Here is a 25,610-nt window from a genome sequence, read left to right on the forward strand (position 1 = left end):
AGGGGTACTCATGAAAAGTAAATTAAGTGATTTAAGAGGATACTTGATGACAGGTGTATCTTATATGATACCAATTATTGTAATAGGCGGAGTGTTGATAGCTTTATCTATTGCCCTAAGTGGAGTAAAAGCGGGAACAGGTGCAAACGTTACAAATCCTATATTGGTAAAAATGATGAATATTGGAGTTAAGGCTTTTGGGTTAATGGTTCCTGTTTTAGCTGGTTATATTGCTTTTGGTATAGCAGACAGACCGGGACTTGCACCAGGTCTTGTAGGTGGAGCACTTGCAAGTGAAATAGGAGCAGGATTTTTAGGAGGTATTGTAGCAGGTTTTGTAGCAGGTTATACAGCAAAGTGGATAAAATCATGGAAAGTTCCATCACAAATAAGAGCAATAATGCCTATATTTGTAATTCCTCTTCTAAGTGCTTTAGTAGTAGGTACAGTTATGTATATAGTTGGAGCCCCTATAAGTAACCTTATGAAAGCTATGACAGCTGGACTAAAGGGCATGGGATCAGCTAATTCAGTATTACTTGCAGTAATAATGGGATCTATGATAGCATTTGATATGGGTGGTCCAATAAATAAAGTTGCATTTATGTTTGGATCTTCAATGATAGCAGAAGGTGTAGCAACAGTTATGGGACCAGTAGCAGTAGCAATATGTATACCACCAATAGCTATGGGAGTAGCTACTTTGTTAAAACCAAAGAAATACACAATGGAAGAAAAAGAAGCTGGTAAAGGAGCTTTAGCAATGGGACTTATAGGAATAACAGAAGGAGCTATACCTTTTGCAGCAGCAGATCCAGTTAAGGTAATACCTTCACTAGTAGCAGGTTCAGCTGTTGGATCGGCTATAGCAGCAATAGGTAAAGTAGCAGACCATGCTCCACATGGCGGGCCTATAGTATTACCAGTAGTAGATAATAAATTGATGTTTATTTTAGCTATAGTAGTTGGTGTTGCAGTATCAGCAACATTAGTAAATATATTAAAAAAAGATGTAGTACAAAAGGACAAAAATGAAGACAATAATATAGAAGAACTTGATATAGAATTTTAAATAAATGTAATGAAGAGGAGAGAAATAAAATGAAAATATTAGGAGTAACAGCTTGTCCAACAGGAGTAGCACATACTTATATGTCAGCAGAAGCTTTAGAGAAGGAAGCAAAAGCTAGAGGATATGAAGTAAAAGTTGAAACACAAGGCTCAATAGGGATTGAAAATGAAATAACTGAAGAAGATTTAAAAGGCGCAGATGTGGTTATATTGACAAAAGATATAGCAATAAAAAATAAAGAAAGATTTCAAGGCATACCAACAGTAAACGTTGCAATAACAGATTTAATAAAAAAAACATCAGCATTACTTGATAAAATTGAAGAACACTTAAAGAAAAACAAATAAATTATTCTAGCTTCCCAATTGCAAACTTAAAATATTGGGAAGTTAGTTTCATTTTTAGGAAAAGTATTATATTATAGTAGTTAATATTAAGTTATAGGAGGCAGAGATTGAAAGAAATGCTTTCGTCACATTTTATGCCTTCAGTGAAAGGAATGAACACAATTATGAATAAAATTATTAAATTAGAACCTGTTTTTAAATATAGAGTTTGGGGTGGTACAAAATTAAAAGAGTACTTTAATTATGATATACCTACAGATAAAACAGGTGAAGCTTGGGCTATTTCTGCACATAAAAATGGAGATTGTTTTATAAAAAATGAAGAGTTTAAAGGAAAAACATTATCATGGTTGTATGAAAATCATAGAGAATATTTTGGTAATGTACAATATAAGGAATTTCCTTTGTTAGTTAAACTAATAGATGCATCTAATGATTTATCAATACAGGTTCATCCAGATGATCAATATGCGGATTCAATGGAAAATGGCCAATTAGGAAAAACAGAAGCATGGTATATTATAGCCTGTAATGAAGATGCAGTGTTGGAATATGGACATAATGCAAAATCAAAGAAGGAATTGATAGATTATATTAATGAAGGAAGATGGAATGAGTTATTAAAATTTAAAAATATAAAAGAAGGAGATTTTTTCTACATTCCTTCTGGAACAGTACATGCAATATGCAAAAATACATTAATATATGAAATACAGCAGTCGTCAGATGTAACATATCGTGTTTATGATTACGACAGGGTAGATAAAAATACAGGAGAAAAAAGAGAGCTCCATATAGAAAAAGCTGTAGATGTAATAAAAGTACCTTATAGCGATGAAAATAATATGATGTCAGTAAAGAAAAAAGGAGATGGCTATATAAAAACAGAATATGTAAATTCAAAATATTTTAAGACTGAAAAGTTTGATATAGATGAATGTGCTAATTTAGAAAATAAGGCTAAATTTGCACTAGTTACTGTAGTAGAAGGAAAAGGAACATTGGATGGAGAAGAAATTAAAAAAGGTGATAATTTTATAATACCTTATGGATACAGTAAGTTTCAAATCAAAGGAAAGGTATCATTTATTGTTTCTAGTATATAATGAAAGTAAAGTGCACTATTTTAATAATCTAAGAGAAAGGAGGAGTCTTAATTGGATAGAGATAGGGTTATGGAAATTGTGAAGGTATTATTAAAAAGCCAAGAACACATAACCATTAATAAAATAGCAGAAAAGATTAATGTATCAAATAAAACTATTAGGAATGATTTGAAAAAAGTGCAGGAAATTTTAGAGGAAAATGGTTTAACCCTTTTAAAAAAAGCAGGAGTTGGAATAAGTGTTAACGGACTTGAGGAAAATAAGATCAATTTGTTACAAACAATTAAAAACAGGACTAATTATATAGAGCCATATTATTCAGATGAAAGAAAATTTACTATATTAAGAAGACTATTTATGAGTAAGAAAAAGGTTGTTGTTAATGAAATATCAGAGGAATTATATGTGTCAAATACCACTATTCATAAGGATTTGGAAGAAGTGCAAAAATGGCTTAAAAATTTTAATTTGTTTCTCATTAAGAAAAGGAATCAGGGTATTGAGATTGAAGGGGAAGAAAGTAATTATAGAAGAGCTATTTCAGAGTTAGTTTTTCAAATTGACAATATGGAAAGATTACAGGAAGCAGATTATATAAACTATGAAGGAAGATTAGATTACAAAACTAAAGAGCAGCTTAAATCAATAATTAATATAGATTATAAAAAATTAGAAGAACTAATATCAAAAATAGAAATAGATATGGAATTTTCATTTTCTCAAGAAGCTTATATAAGCTTATTAATGCATATTGCTATATGCATTAAGAGAATTAAGGAAGGAAATGATATTACCCTGTCACAAAAAATTTTTGACAATATATATACTACAAAAGCTTTTAAGTGTGCGAAAGAGCTCAGCAGGGAACTGGAGTCTCATTTTAATATAAGGATTCCTGAATCTGAAACAGGTTACATAACTCTTCATATATTGGGAAGTAAGATGCAGGAAAAGGATTTAGAATATTTTTCGTTAAATAAAGTTGATGAATTAAAGCTAGAAGAACAAATAGCCAGAGACATTATAGAATTATCAGGTAAATCTTTAGGTATAGATTTTTCAGAAGATAAAGCCTTTTTAAATGGATTAATATTACATTTAAGACCAACTATCAATAGATTAAAGTATGGATTGAATTTAAAAAATCCTATGTTAGAAGAAATAAAGAGCAATTATCCAGAAGTTTTTGGAGTGGCCTGGATATGTAGTTCTATATTTGAAAAATACCTGGATTTAAAAATTCCAGAGTCAGAGATAGGATATATTGCCATCCATATAGGTGCAGCAGCTGAAAGAAATAGAAAAACAATAAAAACTTTAGTTATATGTCATAGTGGTATAGGGACGTCACAATTAGTTTCAGCTAGACTAGAAAGATCTTTTAAAGAGATAGAAACTATAGGTATTGTATCCTATGTGGATATAAAAAAGGAGTTATTAGACAAGGCAGAAATGATAATATCCACAGTACCTATAGATATAAGTAAACCTGTGTTACTTGTAACTCCACTTATGACAAGAGAAGATACCAAAAAGATAGAAAAATATATTGAAAATAATTTTAATAAGGCAAAAACAAAAGAAAAGAAATTTATAAAAAAAGAAATTTTTTATAGAAGTAAAAAGTTTAATAAAAGAGAAGAAATTATTCATGATATGTGTAAAATCTTAAGTGAAAAACAATATATAAATAAACACTTCGAACAGGATGCAATATCAAGAGAAAATATGATGTCAACAGAAGTTGGAAAAGGAATTGCAATCCCCCATGGAGAGATAGCAAATGTAAAAGAATCCTGCATTGCTTTAACAGTACTGGAGTATCCTATGAAATGGCATACAGAATATGTACAATTTATCTTTATGCTTTGTATAAGTGAAAAAGATAGAGGAAAAATGAAAGGCATAATAAAAAAGTTATATGAGAATATGGATGATTCTAATTTTTTTCAAGCATTAAAAAGTAACAAACAAAATGGTGTGAATATTTTAAATAAGCTGGAGCTTTAAAAAGGTTTGTAGTTCTATAGCTTATTTTATATTGCCTTCCAATACGGGAGGCTTATTTTTTTGAATGTTGAATTAGAAGATTTAGAAATTGGGGATTTTATAGATAAAGAGAAACAAACCAGATTAGTATGGTACAGAAATTACACGAATTTAGCAGGTATTTTTATCATTTCAAAAGGTAACATTTATAGTATACCTATTTTTAAATTAGCATTCTTTTGAAGATTTAAAGAGATATATTGTAGGCGCACACCATACATATTTGAAAGGAGAATTACATAAAATAAATGAACTTGCTCAAAAATATATAATAGAAAGGATGATATTCGTGCCATTTAAGATTAGTGATACAGTTACATGGGTTGGAAAAATAGATTGGGAACTAAGAACTTTTCATGGTGAAGAATACTCTACACACAAAGGTTCTTCATACAATTCATATTTAATTAAGGATAAAAAAACAGTACTAATTGATACTGTTTGGCAGCCATTCTCTAAAGAATTTGTAACTAATCTAAAAAAGGAAGTTGATCTAAACAAAATTGATTATATAATCATGAACCACTCTGAAAGCGATCATAGTGGTGCACTTATAGAACTAATGAAGGAGATACCTAATACTCCAATTTACTGCACAAAAAGTGGGGCTAAAATATTAAAGGGACATTATCATAAGAATTGGAACTTTGTAGAGGTAAAGACTGGAGATACATTAGATATAGGTAAAAATAAACTAACATTTGTAGAAGCAAAGATGCTTCATTGGCCTGATACTATGTTTACATATTTATCTGGTGAAAATATTCTATTTAGTAATGATGCTTTTGGACAGCATTATGCCTCAGAGCTTATGTATAATGACAAAGTTGATCAGGCAGAGTTATTTCAGGAGGCAATAAAATATTATGCTAATATTTTAACTCCATTTAGCAAATTTGTTGTAAAGAAGATAGAAGAGGTATTGAGCTTTAATTTATCGGTTAATATGATTTGTCCCAGTCACGGTATAATATGGAGGGATAACCCATTACAAATAGTAAATAAGTATATGGAGTGGGCAAAGGATTATAAGGAGAATCAAATCACAATAATTTATGATACAATGTGGAACGACACAAGAAGGATGGCTGAAGCCATAGCAGAAGGTATAAAAAGTTCAAATAAAGATATTACAATAAAGATTTTTAATTCATCTAAAAATGATAAAAATGATATTATCACGGAAGTATTTAAATCAAAGATAGTGTTTATTGGCTCATCAACAATAAATAAAGGAATATTATCTTCAACAGCTGCCATATTAGAAATAATTAAAGGACTTGAATTTAAGGGAAAGAAAGCAGTGGCTTTTGGCAGTTATGGATGGAGTGGCGAATGTACAAAAATAATTACTGAAGAATTAAGTAAGGCTGGGTTTGATATAGCAAACGAAGGAATCAGAGAATTGTGGAATCCAGATGAAGATGGATTAAATAGATGCAGAGATTTGGGAAGGAGTATTTTAGAAAAAGTAGAATAATAAAAAACTTTCTTTGATTAGATAATTCTTTATCAAAGTATATCTAATCAAAGGAGGTTTTTTTTATTTATTTTATGGATATTTGAACTTAGTCTATTTTATAATTGTAAGTATAGGCTTTACGAATTTTTTTACTTACATTCCATGTGCATTTCATGCCAGCTGGGAAAGATACTAACATTCCTTCTTTGATATGAGCTGATTCATCTCCAGAAGTTACAACTACATCTCCCTCAAAAATATAACATGTTTCTAATTCTTCAAATTCCCAATCAAAAACACTAGCTTCACATTCCCATATATCCCAGTTATCTATTCCAATGTTTTTTGCTTCCTGAATAGACATTTCCTTCATTACTATTTTGTTCATTTAATCAAATCCTTTCTTAAATACAATTGTGAATTTTAAATAAATCTATATCTGGAAAAATTAATATACAGTTAAATTTGCCATACTTTTCGACATTTGTCAAGAAAAAATGCATAATATTGACGATTTATTGCTTTTAATGTAAGTGAAATTAACGATTCCTTGCTTGATTCTTTGAATTTAAATAAAGCTAATGTATCTTTAATAAAATGTAAGCAAGAATTTATTTTAAATGTTTTTTGCATACTTAGTGTCAATAAAATTAAAAATAATGTTAGTAAAGTATTGATTAAATTACAAAATTAATATATAATTGCATATATTTGGTAACAGTTTCATAAAATAAAAGGAGGCGGAGAAAAGAATGATTTGTTCATTATTAACATTTACTTAAAAATTAAATTAAGGGGGAATGTAGGATGAAAAAAATTTTAACCAAAATATCAACTGTTATTTTGTTAGCATTTTCTATGACACTAATAAACTTTTCAATGACTGTAAGAGCAGCTGAACCAAAGGGACAAGAAACACATGGTGTAGAAATAGCTACCGTTAAAGGGGAAGTAAAGGATACAAAAGATACAATAAGTTTACACACATCAGAAGAAATAAACAATTCAATAGACTTGGGGGAAAAAGAAGTTAAACAAGAAGAAGATGTGGATAAAATGCCTCCATTAAAGTTTCCGGAAATTACTGCTAAAAATGTTTTACAGGGAAATAATTATCCAATTATCTTAGTTCATGGTTTTATGGGGTTTGGAAGAGATGAATTATTAGGATATAAATATTGGGGTGGAATAGTTGATCTTCAAGAAAAGTTAAATGCTTCAGGCCATAACACTTATACAGCAACAGTAGGTCCAGTAGCTAGTAATTGGGATAGAGCTTGTGAACTTTATGCCTACATAGCAGGAGGAACAGTAGATTATGGAGAAGCTCATTCAAAAAAATTTAAGCATAATAGATATGGAAGAACATATCCAGGTATATATAAAAATATAAGCAATGGAAATAAAATACATTTAATAGGTCATAGTATGGGTGGACAAACTGTACGTACACTTACACAATTGCTAAGTGAGGGTAGTAAAGATGAAATGAACTGTGGTCAAGAAAATATTTCACCATTATTTAAAGGTGAAAAGCATTGGGTTCATAGTGTTACTACTATTTCCACACCTAATGATGGTACAACCTTATCAGATTTAATGCCAGCAAAAGATTTATTAAGTTCTACATTTGGTATATTAGGAACAATAACTGGTAAAAACGATTTGTTCAGCTCATTATATGACTTTAAACTAGACCAATGGGGATTAAAAAAGCAACAGGGAGAATCTCAATATGATTACATTGAAAAGGTTTTAGAAAGCGATATTTGGAATAGTACAAAGGATATATCAACTTATGATTTATCAACAAAAGGTGCACAGGAACTTAATACATGGGTAAAGGCTCAACCAGATGTATATTATTTTTCCTGGACAACACAAGCAACTACAGAATCTATACTTACAGGTCATTCCTTAGCTCAAATTGGTCCAATGAATCCTTTATTTTATGTAACTGCAAACTTAATGGGTAGATATTCACGTAATGAAAAAGATCTTCCTACAATTGATAAGAAATGGTTTCCAAGTGATGGTGTGGTAAACTGTATTAGTCAAAATGGACCTAAATTAGGTTCTAATGACGTTATTGAGAAATATAATGGTAGTGCTAAAATGGGGCAATGGAATGAAATGCCTAGAATTATAAATGCAGACCATATGGACATAGTAGGTACATTTGGTAACGTTAAAGATTGGTATATTGATTATGCAAATCTTTTAAGTAAATTACCAAAATAAATAGATGAAATACTTATAGCCACCCCTAAAAAGGGTGGCTTAAACAATAATCATTATATTAAAATCTTATATAAAAGGTTTAATCTATTAATATTTAATATGATTATAGAAAGTTTATCGCTGTAATGATAGAATTCAGATATGGATATAAGATAAGGAGTTGATCTAATTGATTAAGGAAGAAATGACACCAAAAGAAAGAGTACAAGCTTTTTCTAAAGGAGAAGAAATTGATAGAATAATATGTATTCCTGATATGGGAGTTACTATGGTACCTTTTATTGGAGTTACAGCTAGAGAATACTATCATTCAGCACAACTTATGGCGGATTTAGAAATAGCTTTATTTAAAACACTTCGCCATGATGGTGCAAGTATATCCACTAGTCTTAGGGGAATTGCAGAGGCTATGGGAGCCAAAGTGGGTTATCCAGATTATGGTATCTCTTATTTAATAGAACCAGCAATCAAATCTGTAGAGGAAATAGAGTCTCTTAAAATTATTGATCCTCTAAAGGATGGTAACTTGCCAGTTTTAATTGAAGCTATAAGACTTACTAAGAGTGCACTTATAGATGAAGTAGATGTTGGTGCTGCTATGTCAGGACCTTTTAGTGTTGCGGCTTCTGTAGTAGGAACAGAAAACCTATTGAAATGGATGATTAAGTGCCCTGAAAAGGTTCATACTTTAATGGATATAGTAGCAGAATGTAATAATAGATATATAGATGAAGTGTCTAAGTTAGGTGTATCTATTGGATTTGCAGATCCAGTTTCATCTAATAGCCTTATAAGCCCAAAACAATTTAGAGAGTTTTCATTACCTGCTCTTAAGAAAAATATTAATAGAATAAAAGAAAAAACAGGAAGTTCTCCTGCAATACATATCTGTGGTAAGAGCAAAGGCATTTGGGAAGATGTTGTAAGTGCAGGTATTTCTAATTTCAGTATTGATAATTATGAGGATTTAGAAGAAGCTAAAGAAATTATGGGAGATAGAGTGGTTATTACCGGAAATGTTCCGCCAGTGGATGTTGTATATGCAGGAACAAAAGAAGACATTTTTAACTCAGTTAAAGAATGTATTAGAAAAGGACACGATTCTAAAAAAGGATATGTTTTGAGCACAGGTTGTCAAATTCCAATGAATACCCCAATAGAAAAGGTTGAAATGTTTATGGAAGCTGGAAGAACCTATGGAAAATATCCTTTGAAATTATAAATTAAGATTAGGTATGTTTTAGTTATACCATGAAAGAAAATTTAATATGTTTTAAATTTTAAAGAGGAGGTAAAAATATACCTTCTCTTTTTATATTGCCAGATAACTTAAGTTTCGGACCTTTAGCTTTATATAAAGTTATGATTTTATATTTTTAATTAATTCAAGTAAATCATTCATTGGCTTGGTAATATATTTATCCTTATGCCAAAATAACTGACGGTAAACACTAACTTCAAATTCTGGTATTCTTATTGGAGCAATAGTGCCATTTTTTATCTCTTTTTTTATAATAAAAAGCGGCAAATATGAAACTCCTCTGTTTTCCACTATAAAAGAGCGTATGAGATCTGTATTACCAATTTCCAAATAAGGATGAAAGTAAAGACCTTTTTGAGCTAGTTGCTTAGAAAGCTCGTAACTATAACCAACATTGCATTCTGTCATAATAAGTTCCTGTTCTAAAATTTCCTCAATGGAGACTTCTTTTTTTTGAGTTAAATAGTTTTTTGGAGAAGCAACAAAATATACTTTATCTTCCTGAATGTTTTTTCCAATCCATTCATGGTCAATCACATTTTGATCAATAATATAAGCTAAATCTAATTCATTATGAATCATTGAATCAAAGATAAAGTCTCGAGTTCCTGTTTTTATACAAATATGCATGTTAGGATGTATCTGATGAAACTTCTTAATTATCTTTGGAAATGAAGTAGATAAAATAGATTCAGAAGTACCTATTTTAATAACTCCTGAATATAACTTTTCATTATTAAGTCCTGCTTTTGCTTCTTCTGTATAAAATAAAATTTTTCGGGCATATGTAAGAAATTCTTTTCCCTTATCTGTCAGATATACGCTCTTTCCAATTCTATCAAATAAAAGAACTCCTAAATCCTTTTCTAAGTGCTTAATCTGTATTGTGACGGCTGCTTGGGTATAACCTAGTTGCTGTGCTGCTTTGGAAAAGTTCATTTTTTCAGCAGCCACAAGAAATGTATTGATCTCCCTTAATTCCATCATTCACCATCCATAAAAAATTTTTAATGATAATATTAAATATATTAAATTTTCATATCATAGCATTAATGATATAATCTAAAATGAATAAAGTCAATACCGATGGCAAGAGTTAAATAGTAACTTAATAGAAGGCTGTTGATATACGAAGGATAAAAGGAGGATATTGTGAAAGGATTAGGTACAATTATAAATACTATAGCTGTAATCATTGGAAGTGGTATTGGTTTGTTTCTTAAAAATGGAATGAAACAAAAAATGCAAAATATTTTGATGCAGGCTTGTGGTGTAGCAGTAATTTTTATCGGCATTGCAGGAACTTTGCAGGGTATGATTACTATACATGGCGGAAAGATAGAAACAAAAGGAACTATGCTTTTGATTTTTTCATTGGTAATAGGAGGATTTATTGGACAGGTATTAGATATTGAAAAATGGCTGGATGCTTTAGGTGAAAAAATTAAAACTATTGCAAAAGCAAAAGAGGACAATCAGTTTGTAGAAGGCTTTGTTAATACATCGCTTATTATTTGTGTAGGAGCTATGGCCATAGTTGGTTCCATACAGGATGGACTTAATGGCGATTATTCAATGCTGCTTGCAAAATCTATTTTAGATTTTGTCATAGTTTTGGTTTTTGCTTCCACTCATGGACTTGGTGTTATGTTTTCTGCTGCTGCAATTTTTGTGTATGAAGGAGGTATTACACTTCTTACTGTTTTTATTGGTCCTTTTTTAGGAAATACACTAATTGAAAATATGTCTTTTGTAGGAGCAGCACTTATTTTTTGTGTTGGTGTAAATATTGCATTTGGAAAGAAATTTAATGTAGGAAATATGCTGCCAGCGCTTTTAGTTCCAGGTGTATACGAATTAATTTTGAATCTTATTAAATGAGGAAATTGCACAATTAAAATTGAGAATAAATTTTCTAAAAATATCTAATTAAAGATAAAAAATTCTTACATTTATCAATATGTAAGAATTTTTTTATTACATTAATAAAGCTTTCACTATAAATAAAATGATTACTCAGTTTTTTCTTATGACAATAATTCAAGCTGAGTAATTTCCACTTAAGTCAAATAAACTTAAGATGAAATTAAGATCATTTTAAATCCACCTTAAACTCGTACATATACAATCTAATAGAAGTCAAATTCAAGGAACTAGAGGATTGATAATCTTTTAGTACAATATGAGGAATACAGGAGGAAATTTCTATGAATATAATGGAAGTTAGAGATGTAAAAAAAGAGTATGGTTCAAAAAATGGAGGAAGTAAATCAAATGCATTAAATGGGGTGAGTTTTTCTGTTCAGAAGGGTGAATTTCTTGGAATTATGGGACCTTCAGGAGCAGGTAAGTCCACATTATTAAATGTAATATCCACCATTGATAGTCCAACCTCAGGAACAATTACACTTGGAGGAAAAAGTTTTTTAAATCTTAATGAAGATGAACTATCAATGTTTAGAAGGAAGCAGCTTGGATTTATTTTTCAAGACTATAATCTTCTTGATACTTTAACCTTAAAAGAGAATATTATTTTGCCACTTTCTTTATCTAAGGTAGATGTGGTAGCTATGGAAGAAAAATTAAAAAAAATCAGCGGCATTTTGAATATTGAAGATATACTAGGAAAATATCCTTATGAAGTTTCAGGAGGTCAAAAGCAAAGGGCTGCAGCTGCAAGAGCTATAATAACTGATCCAGAAATAGTCTTTGCAGATGAGCCTACAGGAGCACTGGATTCAAAATCTTCAACAGAGCTTTTAAACAATCTTTCTTTATTAAATAAGGATAATGAAGCAACAATTGTTATGGTAACTCATGATGCATTTGCAGCAAGCTACTGTGACAGAATTATATTTATAAAGGATGGAATACTCGATACTGAGATTGAGAAAACAGGCAGTAGAAAAGATTTCTATAATAAAATACTAAGCACTCTTTCTACTATAGGAGGTACTGAAAGTGAGCTTGCTTAATCTTGGAATAAACAATGTTAAACACAATTTTAAAAGTTATGTTTCTTATTTTATTAGTACTGCATTTTCTGTTTTCATACTTTTTGTATTTTTTTCTATTTATTTCAATAGGCAAATGGAAAGTTATAGTAGTGGAAGACTAAAGTTATATACTGTGTTTAAAGTTGCTTCAATTATAGTAATAATTTTTTCAGCTCTTTTTATTTGGTATGCTAACGGTTTTTTTATAAAAAGCAGAAAAAAAGAAATAGCTATATATTCCATTGTAGGCATGAAAAAAAGAGAAATAGGAGTTCTATTATTTTGTGAAAATATGTTTCTTGGAGTATTAGCAATAATTATAGGAGTACCATTAGGTGTTATAGCTTCAAAATTTCTTTTTCAGCTTCTTGTAAATATGATGAAGGCTAGTGTTGTTGCATACTTTACTTTAGACATAAGGGCAGTAATTGCTACAACTATAATATTTATGGCTTTATTCGTATTTAATTCAATTAAGGCGTATAGGGTAATATACAAATTTAGCCTTATTGAACTTTTACATGCAGATAAGGAAGCTGAAAAGGTGCCTGAAGGTTCAAAAGTAAAGGCACTAATATCTATCATTATGATTTTGCTTGGATATTTTATTGCTTCTACTAAAATTCTTCAAGGTGGAAGCAAAATGATGTATTTTGCACTTATTGTATTGATATTGGTAATTTCAGGAACCTATATTTTGTTTAATAATTTTATTATAGTAATGCTTAATAAGCTTAAAAAAAATAAAAAATTGTATTATAAAGGAGAAAATCTTATAAGCATTTCTCAAATACTATATAGGATAAAAGCAAATTCCAATACTCTTGCTACTATAGCAATAGTGTCAGCGGTTGCACTTACTGCAATAGGTTTTACATTTAGTTTTTATGTAGCTTTGCAAAAAATGCCTTCGTATATATCGCCTTTTTCATTAATGTATAAAGGTGGAGATGTAGATTTAAACAATAAAGTAGAACAAATAATAAATAAGCATGGTGAAGTAAAGGTTACTCATAAGTCAGATATAGAGCTGATTAATGTGAAAGCACTTACATCAAAGTATAAGGGACCTTATGGTGTGGATTTAAAGGCACCTTTTGATGCATATATAATGTCTAAAAGTGAATATAACGAAATTATGAATAATTCGGAAATGAGTAGGACTAACTCTGTTGATGGCTTTCAGGTAGTTAAAGGCTTAAACTTTACAAATGATAATCAGTGCTTTTTTATTGAGGTTACTAATGAAAGTCAACATGGAAGGCTCAAAGGAGAGAAGGTCAGTGTTCAAGACTCTAGTAATAAATTTAATTTAAATATTATAGATTCTGATGGTAAGGGTGTTGTGGGAAAAAATTTTGCAAAAACCATGCTTGTTGTTACAGATGATACTTTTAATAAATTACTTAATAGTAATAAAGATAATACTACTAAAATAAGAGGATATATGCTAGATAATTCTCTAAATTCTGAGAAGCTTGTTTCTGAATTAAGTCATGTAATTACTAAGGATAGATACTTTGATTCATTTTATGATGCCTATAGTATTTCTTATAGAGTATATGGATGTTATGTGTTTATTGGTGCGTTTCTTGGAATTTTATTTATACTTTCAACAGGTAGTATACTTTACTATAAACAACTTATGGAAGCATATGAGGATAAGGAAAGATACGGTATATTGAAGAAAATAGGTGTTAGTAAGAAGGAAAAAAGACATACTGTTCTTAAGCAACTTGCACTAATATTTGGATTGCCTGTTTTAGTGAGTTTGTTTCATAGTATTGCAGCTTTATATATATTTATTGCCTTTGCCAGCGAAGCTAAAATTATCGTAGAATGTGTTGGTGGAATAGTATTAGTTTATATTGCAATTTATTTATGCTATTATATGATTTCGGTTAAATCATATATGAAAATCATCAAGTGATTCTTAGATTCATATGGAGTTTCATACAAAGAATGGTGTGGTTATCAATGTAGATGGCGGATAAAAAGTGCTTAAAAGCAGAAGGTAACTAAACACCATATTTTTAAATATAATAGGAGGTACTGAAAGTGACACTATTTAATCTTGGAATAAACAATGTTAAACACAATTTTAAAAATTATGTTTCTTATTTTATAAGTACATTAACTTCAATTTTCATTCTCATGATATTTTATTCTATGTATTATAGTAAACAAATACATTCATTTAGTTCAGATAGGGTTAAGGTTGGAGCTATTTTTAAAGCTGCAGCTTTTGTAGTTATAATATTTTCAGCTATTTTTATATGGTATGCCAACAGCTTTTTTATAAAAAATAAAAAGAAAGAAGTTGCTATATACTCACTGCTTGGTATGAAGAAGAAGGAAATAGGCACATTGATGTTCTTTGAAAATATCTTTCTAGGGATATTAGCCTTAATTGTTGGTGTACCCTTAGGAGCATTTACCTCCAGGTTCTTCTTAAAAATGCTTAATGTATGTATGAAATCAAACAAGCCTATACAGTATACCTTTGATATTAGATCTATACTAATGACAATTCTTGTTTTTATGATTATATTTTTGTTAAACTCCATAAAAGCTTATGGAATAATATATAAGTTCAGGCTTATAGAGCTTATACACGCGGCTAAAGAAGGAGAGAAGAAGCCTAAATTTTCTAAGATTCTAGCATTATTATCATTAATAATGGTGATTAGCGGATATATTGGTGTATTAAAAATGAATTTGGAGTCTGGAGGAGTCCAAATGACGTATAAGGGTTTTCTTATAACGCTGCTCGTTGTTGCAGGAACTTATATATTGTTTGACAATCTAATAATTTATATCTTTAAGCTATTTGAGAAGAATAAAAAAGCTTATTATAAAGGAGAAAATCTAATAGGAGTATCTCAAATAGTCTATAGAATTAAAGGAAATTCTAATCTCCTGGCAACCATAGCAGTTATTTCTGGTGTTGCCATTACAGCATTATGTTTTACCTTTAGTCTTAATATGACCCTTGATAAAATTGCACCCAATGGATGTCCTTTTTCAATAATGTATCAAAGTGGCAATGAGGAATTAAATAAAAAAGTTGAAGCTGCTATTAATAATCATAAAGAGATTAAAACAACTTATAAAACAGATATTGTAATGATAAATGGAAGTGGACTTACACAAAAATATAAGGGTCCCTTTGGAAAAGATTTAAAGGCTCCTTTTGATATGTTTGTAATATCAGCCTCTGAATACAAGGATATTGTAAATAATTCAGGTTTTAATGATGGTACAGATGTTGTTGATAGAGCTAAGGACATTAAAATTAATAAAGAAAATCAATGCTTTTTCATTGAAGTAAGTAATTCACTTGAAGCAAGAGGAAGACTTGCAGGTGATGAACTTAATGCAACTATTGGAGAGAAAGCCTATAAACTTGATATCTCCGACTCAAGTAAGAAATGTGTTTTAGGAGTTAAACTTCAAAAAACAACTATAGTAGTACCAGATACATTTTTTAATAAGCTTTTAGATGAGAATAGAAATAATACAACTGTTATAAGAGCATATAATTTTGATAATGCATTAAAAAGTGGAAATGTTGTTACAGAGGTTTCCCAAATGATGCCCAAGGGCAGGATTTTTTCTTCTTACTATGACATGTATACTGAGGTTCATACTTTGTATGGAAGCTATGTGTTTATAGGTGCATTCCTAGGTATTCTCTTTGTTGTTTCCACTGGAAGTATAATGTACTATAAGCAATTAACAGAAGCCTATGAAGATAAGAATAGATACTCTGTACTTTCAAAAATAGGTTTAACTAAAAAAGAGACTTTAAGAATTATATCAAAGCAATTGGGATTTATTTTTGCAATGCCACTTCTATTTGGTATTCTTCATAGTATATTTCCACTTATAGCCTATATGAAATATCTCTGCGGCTTTTCAATATCACAGATGGAATGGATGGGTATGACCATGGGAGTATATGCAGTAATTTATTTATGCTTTTATCTTCTTTCTGTTAAATCTTATATGAAAATTATAAGCAAAAGTGCGGTATGTTAATGATATGTAAGAAAACCTCACATATAAAGATTGGTTACTCTTTAAATAATGATTATAGATTTAACATATTGGACTATATCTAGATTTATATGTATCAACGTTGTTAGTAATGAGAGAATATATAGATAGGGATAATATAAAGAAAATTATAGAAAATCTAAAGTTTATTTTGTATAATTAATTTAAAAGGAGATGAAGCTTTGGCAGCAAAAGGAATAACATATCAAGCAAAAGATGTACTTTTTAAGACTTTAAGTGAAATGTTTAAAGATAAGGCATTAATTATGTATGGATTGGATTATCCTAAGATAGTTGAAATGCTTCCAAATGAATTTCCAGAAGTAAAAGCAGATGAGCGTAGAGCTGACAGTGTATTTTTACTGGAAGATGGTTCAATACTTTTGCTTGAATATGAAAGCAATAATAGAATAACAGAGAACATGTATAAATATATTGACTATGTTTTGAGAATTTCAAGAAAGTATTATGAAGAAAATAAAGATATTAAAAAAGTAAATGTGGCAGTAATATATGCAAGCAATATTGAAAAAGCAGAAGACATCTTTAATATAGGAAGTGTTGGAATAAATGTAAAATCTGTATTTATGAAAAATTATGATGGAGATATTATATATAAAGATGTTGAAAGTAAGATTAAAGAAGGCAAAATTTTAGAAGATATTGATCTTATGAATTTAATATTACTTCCACTAATGAGAAGCAAAAAGGATAAGCATGAAATTATTAAGGATACCATAGAATTAGCTAAAGAAGTAAATGACGAAAAAAATCAGTATTTCATTATAGCAGGAGTTTTAACTTCTACAGATAAGTTTATTGATGAAGAATATGCTAATGTGGTAAGGAGTTGGTTAAAAATGACTAAGGTAGAAAAAATATTTGAAAAAGAAAAAGAAGAGGCTATTAAAGAAACTAGGGATCAAGCTGAAAAGGGTAAAGCAATAGAAATAGCTAAAAATATGTTGCTAGATAATGAGAATATAGAGAAAATAGTAAGGTACACAAAACTTAGCATAGAAGAAATTAATAAGTTAAAAGAGGTCATAGGTCTATAAATATATTTATCTAGTTTTGTAAAGTAAAAAAGCTCAAGTCTCACTAAGTTTGAGACTTGAGCTTTTTGCGGAAGAATTCAATAACAAAGAGGTGTTTTAGAGTGAATTTAGTAAATAATGCAGATAAAAAAATATTACTTATAGATGATGAAGAAGATATAACAGACTTAATAGAAGATATTTTGTTAAAGGAAGGCTTTAAGAATATCAGAAAGGCTCACTGTGGTTTAGATGGTATAAAGATATGTGAGGATGAAAAGCCTGATATAGTAGTGCTGGATATAATGCTTCCAGATATTGATGGAATAGAGGTATGCAAAAAGATAAGGCAGTTTTCTTACTGTCCAATTTTATTTTTGTCTGCAAAAAATAGTGATGTTGATAAAATTCTTGGGTTGAGCATGGGTGGAGATGATTATATTACTAAGCCTTTTAGTCCAAAGGAAATTGCCTTTCGTATTAAGGCACAGTTTAGGAGACAGCAGTATGATGGTATAAAGGAAGTAAGTGATAATAAAAATGAGAATATAAAAATTAGTAACATTAATATTGATAAGCTGCACAGCCAGGTATATAAAGAGGATATAGAGGTAAAGCTTACAGCAAAAGAATACAAGCTTCTTTTATACTTAGCAGAAAACTCTAACAAGATAGTTAATAAGGAAAGACTTTGTGAGGTAGTATGGGGAGAGGATTATATTGGGTATGATAATACAATTTCTGTTCACATAAGACATTTAAGAGAAAAGCTTGAGGAGAATCCTTCTAAACCAGAAATTATAGTTACTGTAATAGGACTTGGGTACAAGCTTGTAAAAAGGAAGGAATAAAATGAAAAAATCAGGATATAAAATAATATTTAACTTATATTTTAAATTTTTTATTGGTCTTCTTATTTTAATTTCAATTTTTATGGGAATAGTATTGTATATATTAAATGTTAATATGTACAATGAAAGCAGTTATGCTAACTGGAGCAGCTGGCCGGCATATTTTACATCAAATTTCTATAAAAAAATTAGTTTTGAAGAAGGAAAACCAAAGCTTACAGATTCAGCAGTAAGTCAATTGAAAGAGTACAAACTTTCTTTTCAAATTATTGATAAAAATGGAGATGTAACGTTAGAATATAATGAACCTAAAGGAGCTTTAAAACACTACTCTCCAATAGATATAGTTCAATTGTACAAAAATGGATACAGTTCAGGGGATTATACTATGTTTGTTGGAAGTGTTAATAACAGAGGAGAAAAATGGACATACATTATAGGTTTTCCTGCGAAAATATCAAAAATTATTATGTATGTGAATTATGATAAGTTTGCCAAGATTAAGTTCATTATACTAGGTTTATTTATATTGCTTATACTGCTTGTTGCAGTTTATGGTATATGGATGAATCGTACATTATCTAATATAACAACATCTATAAAAAGGCTTGCTTCAAATGCTTATATTCCTATAAAGGAAGAAGGTATGTATAAGGATTTATTTTACAGTCTTAATCTTTTAGATAATAAACTTAAAGCTAGTGAAGAAGAGAGAAGACGAAATCAAGCTTTAAGAGAAGAATGGATAGCTAATATTTCTCATGATTTAAAAACTCCATTATCACCAATAAAAGGTTATGCGGAAATATTAACTGATTTTAAATATGAGGTTAGTCTTTTGGATGTAAAAAAGTATGGAGAAGTAATACTTAGAAATGCAGAAAATGTAGAGAGTATAGTTGAAAATTTGAATTTTACATATCAATTAAAAAATGGCATGCTTCCTGTAAATCGCAGCGAGGAAAATTTAGTACGCTTGTTAAAGGAAGTAATTATAAACATATTGAACCATCCTAAATATGAAGAAAGAAATATTATGTTTAATTGTACAGAAGACAGGATAAACTTTAATTTTGATAATACACTTTTAAGAAGAGCTTTTACTAATCTTTTATATAATTCAGTAATTCATAATGCTCCAGATACTATAATAAAAGTTTCTGTAAGAGAAGATGACAAAATATATATAACTATAGAGGACAATGGAAAAGGCATGATAGAAGAAGAAGTGAAAAAGCTTTTTGAAAGATATTATAGAGGGACTAAAAGTTCTATAAGTGTTAAAGGTTCAGGCCTTGGAATGGCAATTGCAAAGCAAATAATAGAGGCACATGAAGGGGAAATTAATGTGAAAAGTAAGTTGAGTGTTGGTACAATTATATATATAGAATTTCCAAGGAAAAATTGATATATGACTAGAACTTAGCTATAGCACTTTTAGTTATAATTTTTATGGCTTACATATTAATTCAAAGTGTTGTGAAACCATTAAACAAGATTGAATTATTTAGTGAAAAACATTTAAAAAGAGTGGAAATACCCTCATGTCATAAATGTGATATGAGGGTATTTTTTAATAAAGTTTTATGGGATATTTACTGGTTTTAAGTAAGTGGCATGTTGATTCGGTGGTAGTTTTGTGAGTATCCATTGGTAACGGTTATTTTGAGTTTTTTAAATTACTTCAGAATGGATAGAGTTAATTTTATCCGATGATACATTTGACACCTTGTTCTTCTACTACCTTTTTTAAGTGCTCCAATTTATCAGCTTTAGGGGATTTTGTATCCTTTAATTTATATTCTTTACACAATTTATCATACTTGCTTTGTCCAAGATTGTGGTAAGGTAATATATTTATTCTATTTATCCCATTATCATATGCAAATTTTGATGTGTTTTTAATATTTAAAATATCATCATTACATCCTGGAATTAAAGGGATTCTTATTAAAATATTTTTGGTTTTCTGAGCTAAACTACAAATGTTACTTAATATCGTTTTATTGGATACCCCTGTATATTCTTTGTGCTTTGAATTATCCATTTGTTTAATATCACATAAGAACAAATCTACAAAAGGTATAAAAGGTTCAATAACTTCAAAAGGTGCATAAAGTGTAGTTTCAATTGCTGTATTTATATAATCTTCTTTACATGCTTTCAGTATTTCTAAAGCAAAGTCATGCTGATATAAAGGCTCTCCACCAGATAACGTAACGCCACCATTTTTTCTAAAATATGAAATGTCGCGGTTTATATATTTCATTACATCTTCAACTGTCTTTAAATTTCCCCAGGTAACTAATCCTTTATTCGGACAGGCATTCACGCAATCAAATGTCAAACATTTTTTACATTTTTCTTTATCTATTTTAATACAATCTCCATTTGCCGTTAATTCAGTAATTTCTTTTATAGCTTTATTTTTACAAGCTATTACGCAGGACATACAGCGTTGACACCTATCAACATGGTAGCCAACTTCCGGAAGGGCAGCTTGGCCCTCAGGGTTTGAGCACCACCAGCAGTTTAGTGGACATCCTTTCAAGAATACAATAGTTCTAATGCCCGGTCCATCGTGAACTGAAAAACTTTGAATATCGAAGACTGTTCCTGTTTTATTCGCTATTTTAATTCCCTCCTTGATACATGTGGGATGGGGTATATACAGCCCATCCCATAATTATATTATCTAATATTATTATACTGATGTTCCATATTCTGTTCTGGCTATAATTTCATCTTGAATTGGTTTGCCAAGCTCAACCCAATATGCACTGAAACCGGCAACACGGACAATTAAGTCACGGTAGTTTTCAGGATGCGCTTGTGCATCTCTAAGCATCTTGGAGTCCACTATATTGAACTGAATGTGGTAACCACCATTGCTAAAATAGCCTCTAATTAGGTCTACAAGATGATGCGATCCTTCAGTGCCTTTAACAGCGTTAGGATGAAATTTCATATTCAACTGTACACTACGCATATCAGTGCAATCCAGTTTAACCCCAGAATTCAATAGAGCCATAGGACCATTAACGTCAGTTCCTGGAGTTGCCGAAAGTATGCCGTCGGTCAATGTTACACCCGCTAACCTTCCATCAGGTGTTGCTCCACATACACGACCAAATGGACCGTGTGATGATATGGATAACGCTGCCGGAACCCAATGATATCCCAAATAAGTTGTTTGCTTTGAAACTACATCTTTATAATGCTGCCATAAATCTACAAAAATGCTATCAACATAATCATCATCATTACCAAACTTTGGTGCATCAAGACATAATTTATGAATCTTAGCCCATTTCATATCAATTCGTTTTTGTTCAAGCATGGATGTACGATTATCTGATTTTTCATAGCCGAAGTTTTCTTTCAAAGATTGTTTTAATTCATCCATAGTAAATAAGTTTTCTTCAAATACGCACTTTTTTATAGCAGCAAAACTGTTTGCTACATTAACCATTCCTGAATTCAATAAGGTTACTGACTTATTATAACGGCATCCATTTTCGTCCATAGGCCTACCAGTCTTAACACAATCCTTCATTAACACCGAAGAAAATACTAGAGGATTTATTTCACGACGCATTTGTACCGTATAGTTCCATGAATCCATGTAAAATTTAAGATATTTTGATTCAACCTTGCACCATGAATCCCACAGCTTTTCATAACTGTCTATTTCTCCTAGAGAATCATAGCATCTTACATTTGTTCTTGGATCAACACCATCATTAAGAACTATTTCAAGAATCTTTGGTTCATTAAAGAATGCTGGATGTGTGATACCATGTGAAGTTCCCTGTGTTCCGATTTCAACACATCCTGCAATAGCTACATCTCTTGCATCCTCTAAAGTGATATCCTCTTCGCTTTCATCAGTTAGTAAATGCTGAATGCTGATGTCGTTATTGAAGAATGCTGGATAGCCGCCGCCACTTTTGCAGCATTCAGCAGCCTTCATCATCAGCTTATTGCTGGTCTTTGAACTGACCTGTACTCCAAGGGTTGGCTGTATTGTCTGCATATTAATGCCGGCTTGTAAAATATCAAATTCTAGGTCATTTTCTGCTGGCATACCATTTTTATCTACACCACCCACTACCAGGTGTTGGTATGCATTTCCAGAAGCCATTGCAGACCATGCACGTGGTGCAATGTACTCATTTCCTGAGAATTTGATACGTATTTGTTCCATTGCTTCAATAACTTGTGCACGTGTTAACTTTCCTTCTTCAAGATCTTTTTTATAATAAGGGTACAACAATTGTCCCCATCTTCCTGGTGAAAGACCAACCACAGAGCAATCATGTCCTATAGCAATATGTCCTATCCATGCAGATTGAAGTGCTTCCATAAAATTACGTGCAGGTTTTGCAGGAACCCATTCAAGTCTTTCTGCTATATCTAATAATTCTTTTTTACGTGTCACATCTGTCTCAGCGTCTGCATCTTCGCGAGCTTTTTTTGCATAGTTCTTTGCCCAATTTATTACTGCTTCACAGGAGATTATTGAAGCTCTCCAAAACAAGATTTTTTCTGCAACATCATAGGTAGTAGGTAAAGTGTTGGCAATATGTTCCTTACATTCATTGATAACATCTTGAAGGCCACGATTTACGATTATATCATAAGCAGGTACCCATCTGCCTTCCATTATGGAAACAACACTTAACGGCCACATATTTACCTTATAGCCATTATTAAAGGTTTCTGCATCGGGCATATTTTCGTTAATAAATTTTTCAGCTGATTCATCAATACATTTGCCTTTCCAGTAATTGCAGGCATCCAGAAGTGGTTGAACATCCTCATCTTTGATTGCATAAATTCCACACTGCTTCAAGCCTTTTATTTCAACATGTTTACGTCCGCCGCCCATTCCTATATCATATATTTTTTTGTCTTCTAAAGATTCGGCGTGGCTTAACATAGTTGGATAGAATTGCTGACTGTACTGCAGATGAACTGGTGCTCCACGTGTGTAACGGGTTTTCTGCATTACAATTAATTCATCAGGTAGAATTGATGGAGTGACATTTTCCAGTGCATAAGCATAAGCTTTAGCATGACGTATTAATACAGGCTGGCCATCACATTCACGCCATTTTTCTGTAAATAGAATTGAAAATTCTGGGTCCAGCATAAGTCTTGCATCTAAATAGCGCTGCTTGATTTTCTTGTTTCTTTCAGTTGAAGGTTGTCCTTTAACTTCACGATCAATAAAACCAGATTCTTCTTTTTCCTCCATAGTTGGTGGCCATGTAGGTGTTTGATTCTTTTTAAGTTCCATAGAGTATTCCTCCTTAATTAAAATGTTTTATATTTGGTTACAAAATATTTACATTATATTTTAGTATTGCTCATACATACTGAACATAGGTGATACTTCTTAATATTCTGATTTAAAAGAGCATCCTGAAGTTCTTTTACTTTGCTGGATTTCCATACATTATCGATACCATCTTTAATATGACCTAGTGGCATAGCACAATTAATGTCATAACAACATGGAGTGATACTTCCATCCCATAGAACATTGAGTTTAGTAAACGGTTCTAGACATAGTGATTGCAGTTTTGATGTACTGGATATAGGCTGCTTGCTGTATAAGATAATTTTACCGTTTTCATCATAAAATTTTGGATCTCGTTCACGGCTTAGAGGAATAAATCCAATATGATCTACAAAAGGACGGATTGGTTCAAGAAATTTTTGTGCGTGTTCCAGTGATGATTGATTCCATTTGGGAATAATAGAAGATATCATAATCCATATCTTTCTGTGTAAATTCATTTCCTCACGTTCTTTATGTAGAGCCTTCAATCCGTTGTAAATATCCAGTAAACGGGCTCCTTGTCTAACAGCTTCATATGACATTTCATTTATGCCATCAAGAGAAATTCCTATTACTGAAGGTTTCGCTGACAACAATTTTTGACGGACCTCTTTATTTACAAGGGTTATGCCATTAGTTTGGATTCCAACAGTACAACCGGCCTGTTTTCCACTTTCTATTAATTTATCTAGTTGATTGTGAATCAAAGGTTCACCCATAAAAAAGAGTTTAATGGAACCCCTCTTAATTAGGGGGAAAGTAGTCCCAAAAATTAAATGCTGTATCTGCTTAACAATTACTCTATTCTTCCAGCCGTCAAGCATTTCATCGAAAATCGCTGTATCCATAAATCCTACCTTGCGGGTCATCTTACTACGAGGACACATAGTGCAGTTTAAGTTGCAGGCATTAGTTGGCTCTACTTGGAGAGTTAATGGTGAATCGGGAATTAACGCTACTATAGGCTGATTGGATGAGTTTATATGTATCCACCTTTTTAAAATATTTTCGGCAATCTGTTCTAGATCCCTTTCTCCAAGTTTATGAGCGTAAAGCTTTACTTCTTTAACCATTTGAATTGTATTCGCTCCCAGCACATCCCCCCCATGGAGCGAAAGTTCTGTAATTTGTATTGTCTGTAATATTACCTGGTTTATAAATAGTCTAAGAAGCTTATCCTCTTTATTTGCACTTAACGATTGGGTAATTAAATTCTGTAAATGCTTTAATCCTTTAGTTTTATCACCTTTTGCAATATAAGCCATTGCCAAGCAATAGTAAACCTTGATATCATCTGGATGTTCCATTAAAATATTTGAAGTAAAGTCTATAATACTTTCATAATTTTTTTCACTATTTAGCAGAGATAATACTTTCATCATATCGTCTTTCATTCTTTTGTCTCCTTTATAATTTACAACCTTCATTAGATGTACTTAACTAATGGATACATACTTTATGTTAGGAGTAGGTTCATAGCGATTTAAGTAAATCCTAGTTGTCTATTTTATTGAAACAAGATGGCAGTATATGTGCAGGAATAATAAGCATTATATAATAATATAATGCCATTTAAATCCATAATATATTTATTCTGTATGTCGTGGCATAATCCTCTATAAAAAGAAATGTTTTTAATAAGTGCGATATTTCTTATAAAAGCATATCCAACTATTGTATTATCAAAATGCTTTATAGTCATAGTGTAAGAAGCCAAACTCTTTACAAGGATTGGAATCTAATTAGCAATCTCTATTGTTAAAGTTGATTTCATTTCTTAAA

At 30.7% G+C, this 25,610-nt stretch carries 20 protein-coding genes; 15 read left to right on the plus strand and 5 right to left on the minus strand.

What is annotated here, in order from left to right; translation table 11 throughout:
- The first annotated feature begins 10 nt into the window (after positions 1-10).
- The 6 genes from HBE96_RS25365 to HBE96_RS25390 all read left to right on the plus strand — a co-directional run bounded on the left by HBE96_RS25365 (position 11) and on the right by HBE96_RS25390 (position 6,054).
- A complete protein-coding gene (locus HBE96_RS25365) occupies positions 11-1,072 on the plus strand; it encodes a PTS fructose transporter subunit IIC (protein WP_169300497.1) in 1,062 nt (353 codons plus the stop codon).
- A 29-nt stretch (positions 1,073-1,101) separates the two neighbouring features.
- Positions 1,102-1,419: a PTS fructose-like transporter subunit IIB gene (locus tag HBE96_RS25370; protein WP_169300498.1), complete on the plus strand. Its 318-nt coding sequence runs from the start codon at positions 1,102-1,104 to the stop codon at positions 1,417-1,419.
- Positions 1,420-1,535: 116 nt separating this feature from the next.
- Positions 1,536-2,525 carry a mannose-6-phosphate isomerase, class I gene (gene manA, locus HBE96_RS25375; protein WP_243187070.1) on the plus strand — a complete coding sequence of 330 codons (990 nt, stop codon included), beginning with the start codon at positions 1,536-1,538 and terminating at the stop codon, positions 2,523-2,525.
- A gap of 51 nt (positions 2,526-2,576) precedes the next feature.
- Positions 2,577-4,535, plus strand: a complete 1,959-nt coding sequence (locus HBE96_RS25380) for a BglG family transcription antiterminator (RefSeq protein WP_169300499.1) — start codon at positions 2,577-2,579, stop codon at positions 4,533-4,535.
- A 60-nt stretch (positions 4,536-4,595) separates the two neighbouring features.
- Positions 4,596-4,757, plus strand: coding sequence for a hypothetical protein (locus tag HBE96_RS25385; protein ID WP_169300500.1), 162 nt, complete (start codon positions 4,596-4,598; stop codon positions 4,755-4,757).
- A gap of 106 nt (positions 4,758-4,863) precedes the next feature.
- Positions 4,864-6,054, plus strand: a complete 1,191-nt coding sequence (locus tag HBE96_RS25390; RefSeq protein WP_169300615.1) for an anaerobic nitric oxide reductase flavorubredoxin — start codon at positions 4,864-4,866, stop codon at positions 6,052-6,054.
- Positions 6,055-6,142: 88 nt separating this feature from the next.
- On the opposite strand, the gene HBE96_RS25395 is transcribed toward HBE96_RS25390, so the two are convergent.
- Positions 6,143-6,424 (minus strand): cupin domain-containing protein, encoded by a 282-nt coding sequence (locus HBE96_RS25395; protein ID WP_169300501.1) that lies wholly within the window; start codon positions 6,422-6,424, stop codon positions 6,143-6,145.
- A gap of 419 nt (positions 6,425-6,843) precedes the next feature.
- On the opposite strand from HBE96_RS25395, the gene HBE96_RS25400 reads away from it, so the two are divergent.
- A complete protein-coding gene (locus HBE96_RS25400; protein ID WP_169300502.1) occupies positions 6,844-8,277 on the plus strand; it encodes an esterase/lipase family protein in 1,434 nt (477 codons plus the stop codon).
- Positions 8,278-8,446: 169 nt separating this feature from the next.
- Positions 8,447-9,499 (plus strand): uroporphyrinogen decarboxylase family protein, encoded by a 1,053-nt coding sequence (locus HBE96_RS25405; RefSeq protein ID WP_169300503.1) that lies wholly within the window; start codon positions 8,447-8,449, stop codon positions 9,497-9,499.
- Between the two features lie 138 nt (positions 9,500-9,637).
- Here HBE96_RS25405 and HBE96_RS25410 read toward each other — a convergent pair whose 3' ends face one another.
- Positions 9,638-10,525 (minus strand): LysR family transcriptional regulator, encoded by an 888-nt coding sequence (locus HBE96_RS25410; RefSeq protein WP_342590231.1) that lies wholly within the window; start codon positions 10,523-10,525, stop codon positions 9,638-9,640.
- Between the two features lie 165 nt (positions 10,526-10,690).
- On the opposite strand from HBE96_RS25410, the gene HBE96_RS25415 reads away from it, so the two are divergent.
- The 7 genes from HBE96_RS25415 (at position 10,691) to HBE96_RS25445 (ending at position 19,889) form a co-directional block, all read left to right on the plus strand.
- Positions 10,691-11,419, plus strand: a complete 729-nt coding sequence (locus tag HBE96_RS25415) for a DUF554 family protein (protein ID WP_169300505.1) — start codon at positions 10,691-10,693, stop codon at positions 11,417-11,419.
- A gap of 326 nt (positions 11,420-11,745) precedes the next feature.
- Positions 11,746-12,513 carry an ABC transporter ATP-binding protein gene (locus HBE96_RS25420; protein WP_169300506.1) on the plus strand — a complete coding sequence of 256 codons (768 nt, stop codon included), beginning with the start codon at positions 11,746-11,748 and terminating at the stop codon, positions 12,511-12,513.
- Entirely contained in the window at positions 12,500-14,464 is a 1,965-nt protein-coding gene (locus HBE96_RS25425; protein ID WP_169300507.1) for an FtsX-like permease family protein, read from the plus strand. The genes HBE96_RS25420 and HBE96_RS25425 overlap by 14 nt, the downstream gene beginning before the upstream one ends.
- 128 nt (positions 14,465-14,592) lie before the next feature.
- Positions 14,593-16,575 carry an FtsX-like permease family protein gene (locus HBE96_RS25430; RefSeq protein ID WP_169300508.1) on the plus strand — a complete coding sequence of 661 codons (1,983 nt, stop codon included), beginning with the start codon at positions 14,593-14,595 and terminating at the stop codon, positions 16,573-16,575.
- 200 nt (positions 16,576-16,775) lie between these two features.
- Positions 16,776-17,651 (plus strand): RpnC/YadD family protein, encoded by an 876-nt coding sequence (locus tag HBE96_RS25435; RefSeq protein ID WP_169300509.1) that lies wholly within the window; start codon positions 16,776-16,778, stop codon positions 17,649-17,651.
- A 101-nt stretch (positions 17,652-17,752) separates the two neighbouring features.
- Complete coding sequence (locus tag HBE96_RS25440) at positions 17,753-18,481, plus strand: response regulator (RefSeq protein ID WP_169300510.1); 729 nt, start codon at positions 17,753-17,755, stop codon at positions 18,479-18,481.
- A 1-nt stretch (position 18,482) separates the two neighbouring features.
- A complete protein-coding gene (locus tag HBE96_RS25445; RefSeq protein ID WP_169300511.1) occupies positions 18,483-19,889 on the plus strand; it encodes a sensor histidine kinase in 1,407 nt (468 codons plus the stop codon).
- 297 nt (positions 19,890-20,186) lie between these two features.
- Here the strand turns inward: HBE96_RS25445 and HBE96_RS25450 are convergent, their stop codons facing one another.
- Genes HBE96_RS25450 through HBE96_RS25460 form a run of 3 tightly spaced genes read right to left on the minus strand, consistent with a single transcriptional unit; the run spans position 20,187 to position 25,222 of the window.
- The gene (locus tag HBE96_RS25450) at positions 20,187-21,155 is read right to left on the minus strand and encodes an indoleacetate decarboxylase activase (RefSeq protein ID WP_206155082.1); all 969 of its coding nucleotides are present in this window, start codon (positions 21,153-21,155) and stop codon (positions 20,187-20,189) included.
- 30 nt (positions 21,156-21,185) lie between these two features.
- Positions 21,186-23,783: an indoleacetate decarboxylase gene (locus tag HBE96_RS25455; RefSeq protein WP_169300512.1), complete on the minus strand. Its 2,598-nt coding sequence runs from the start codon at positions 23,781-23,783 to the stop codon at positions 21,186-21,188.
- Positions 23,784-23,836: 53 nt separating this feature from the next.
- The gene (locus tag HBE96_RS25460; RefSeq protein ID WP_169300513.1) at positions 23,837-25,222 is read right to left on the minus strand and encodes a radical SAM/SPASM domain-containing protein; all 1,386 of its coding nucleotides are present in this window, start codon (positions 25,220-25,222) and stop codon (positions 23,837-23,839) included.
- Positions 25,223-25,610: the final 388 nt, after the last annotated feature.

The organism is Clostridium muellerianum, from assembly GCF_012926525.1.
GTDB classification, from domain to species: Bacteria; Bacillota; Clostridia; order Clostridiales; family Clostridiaceae; genus Clostridium_AM; species Clostridium_AM muellerianum.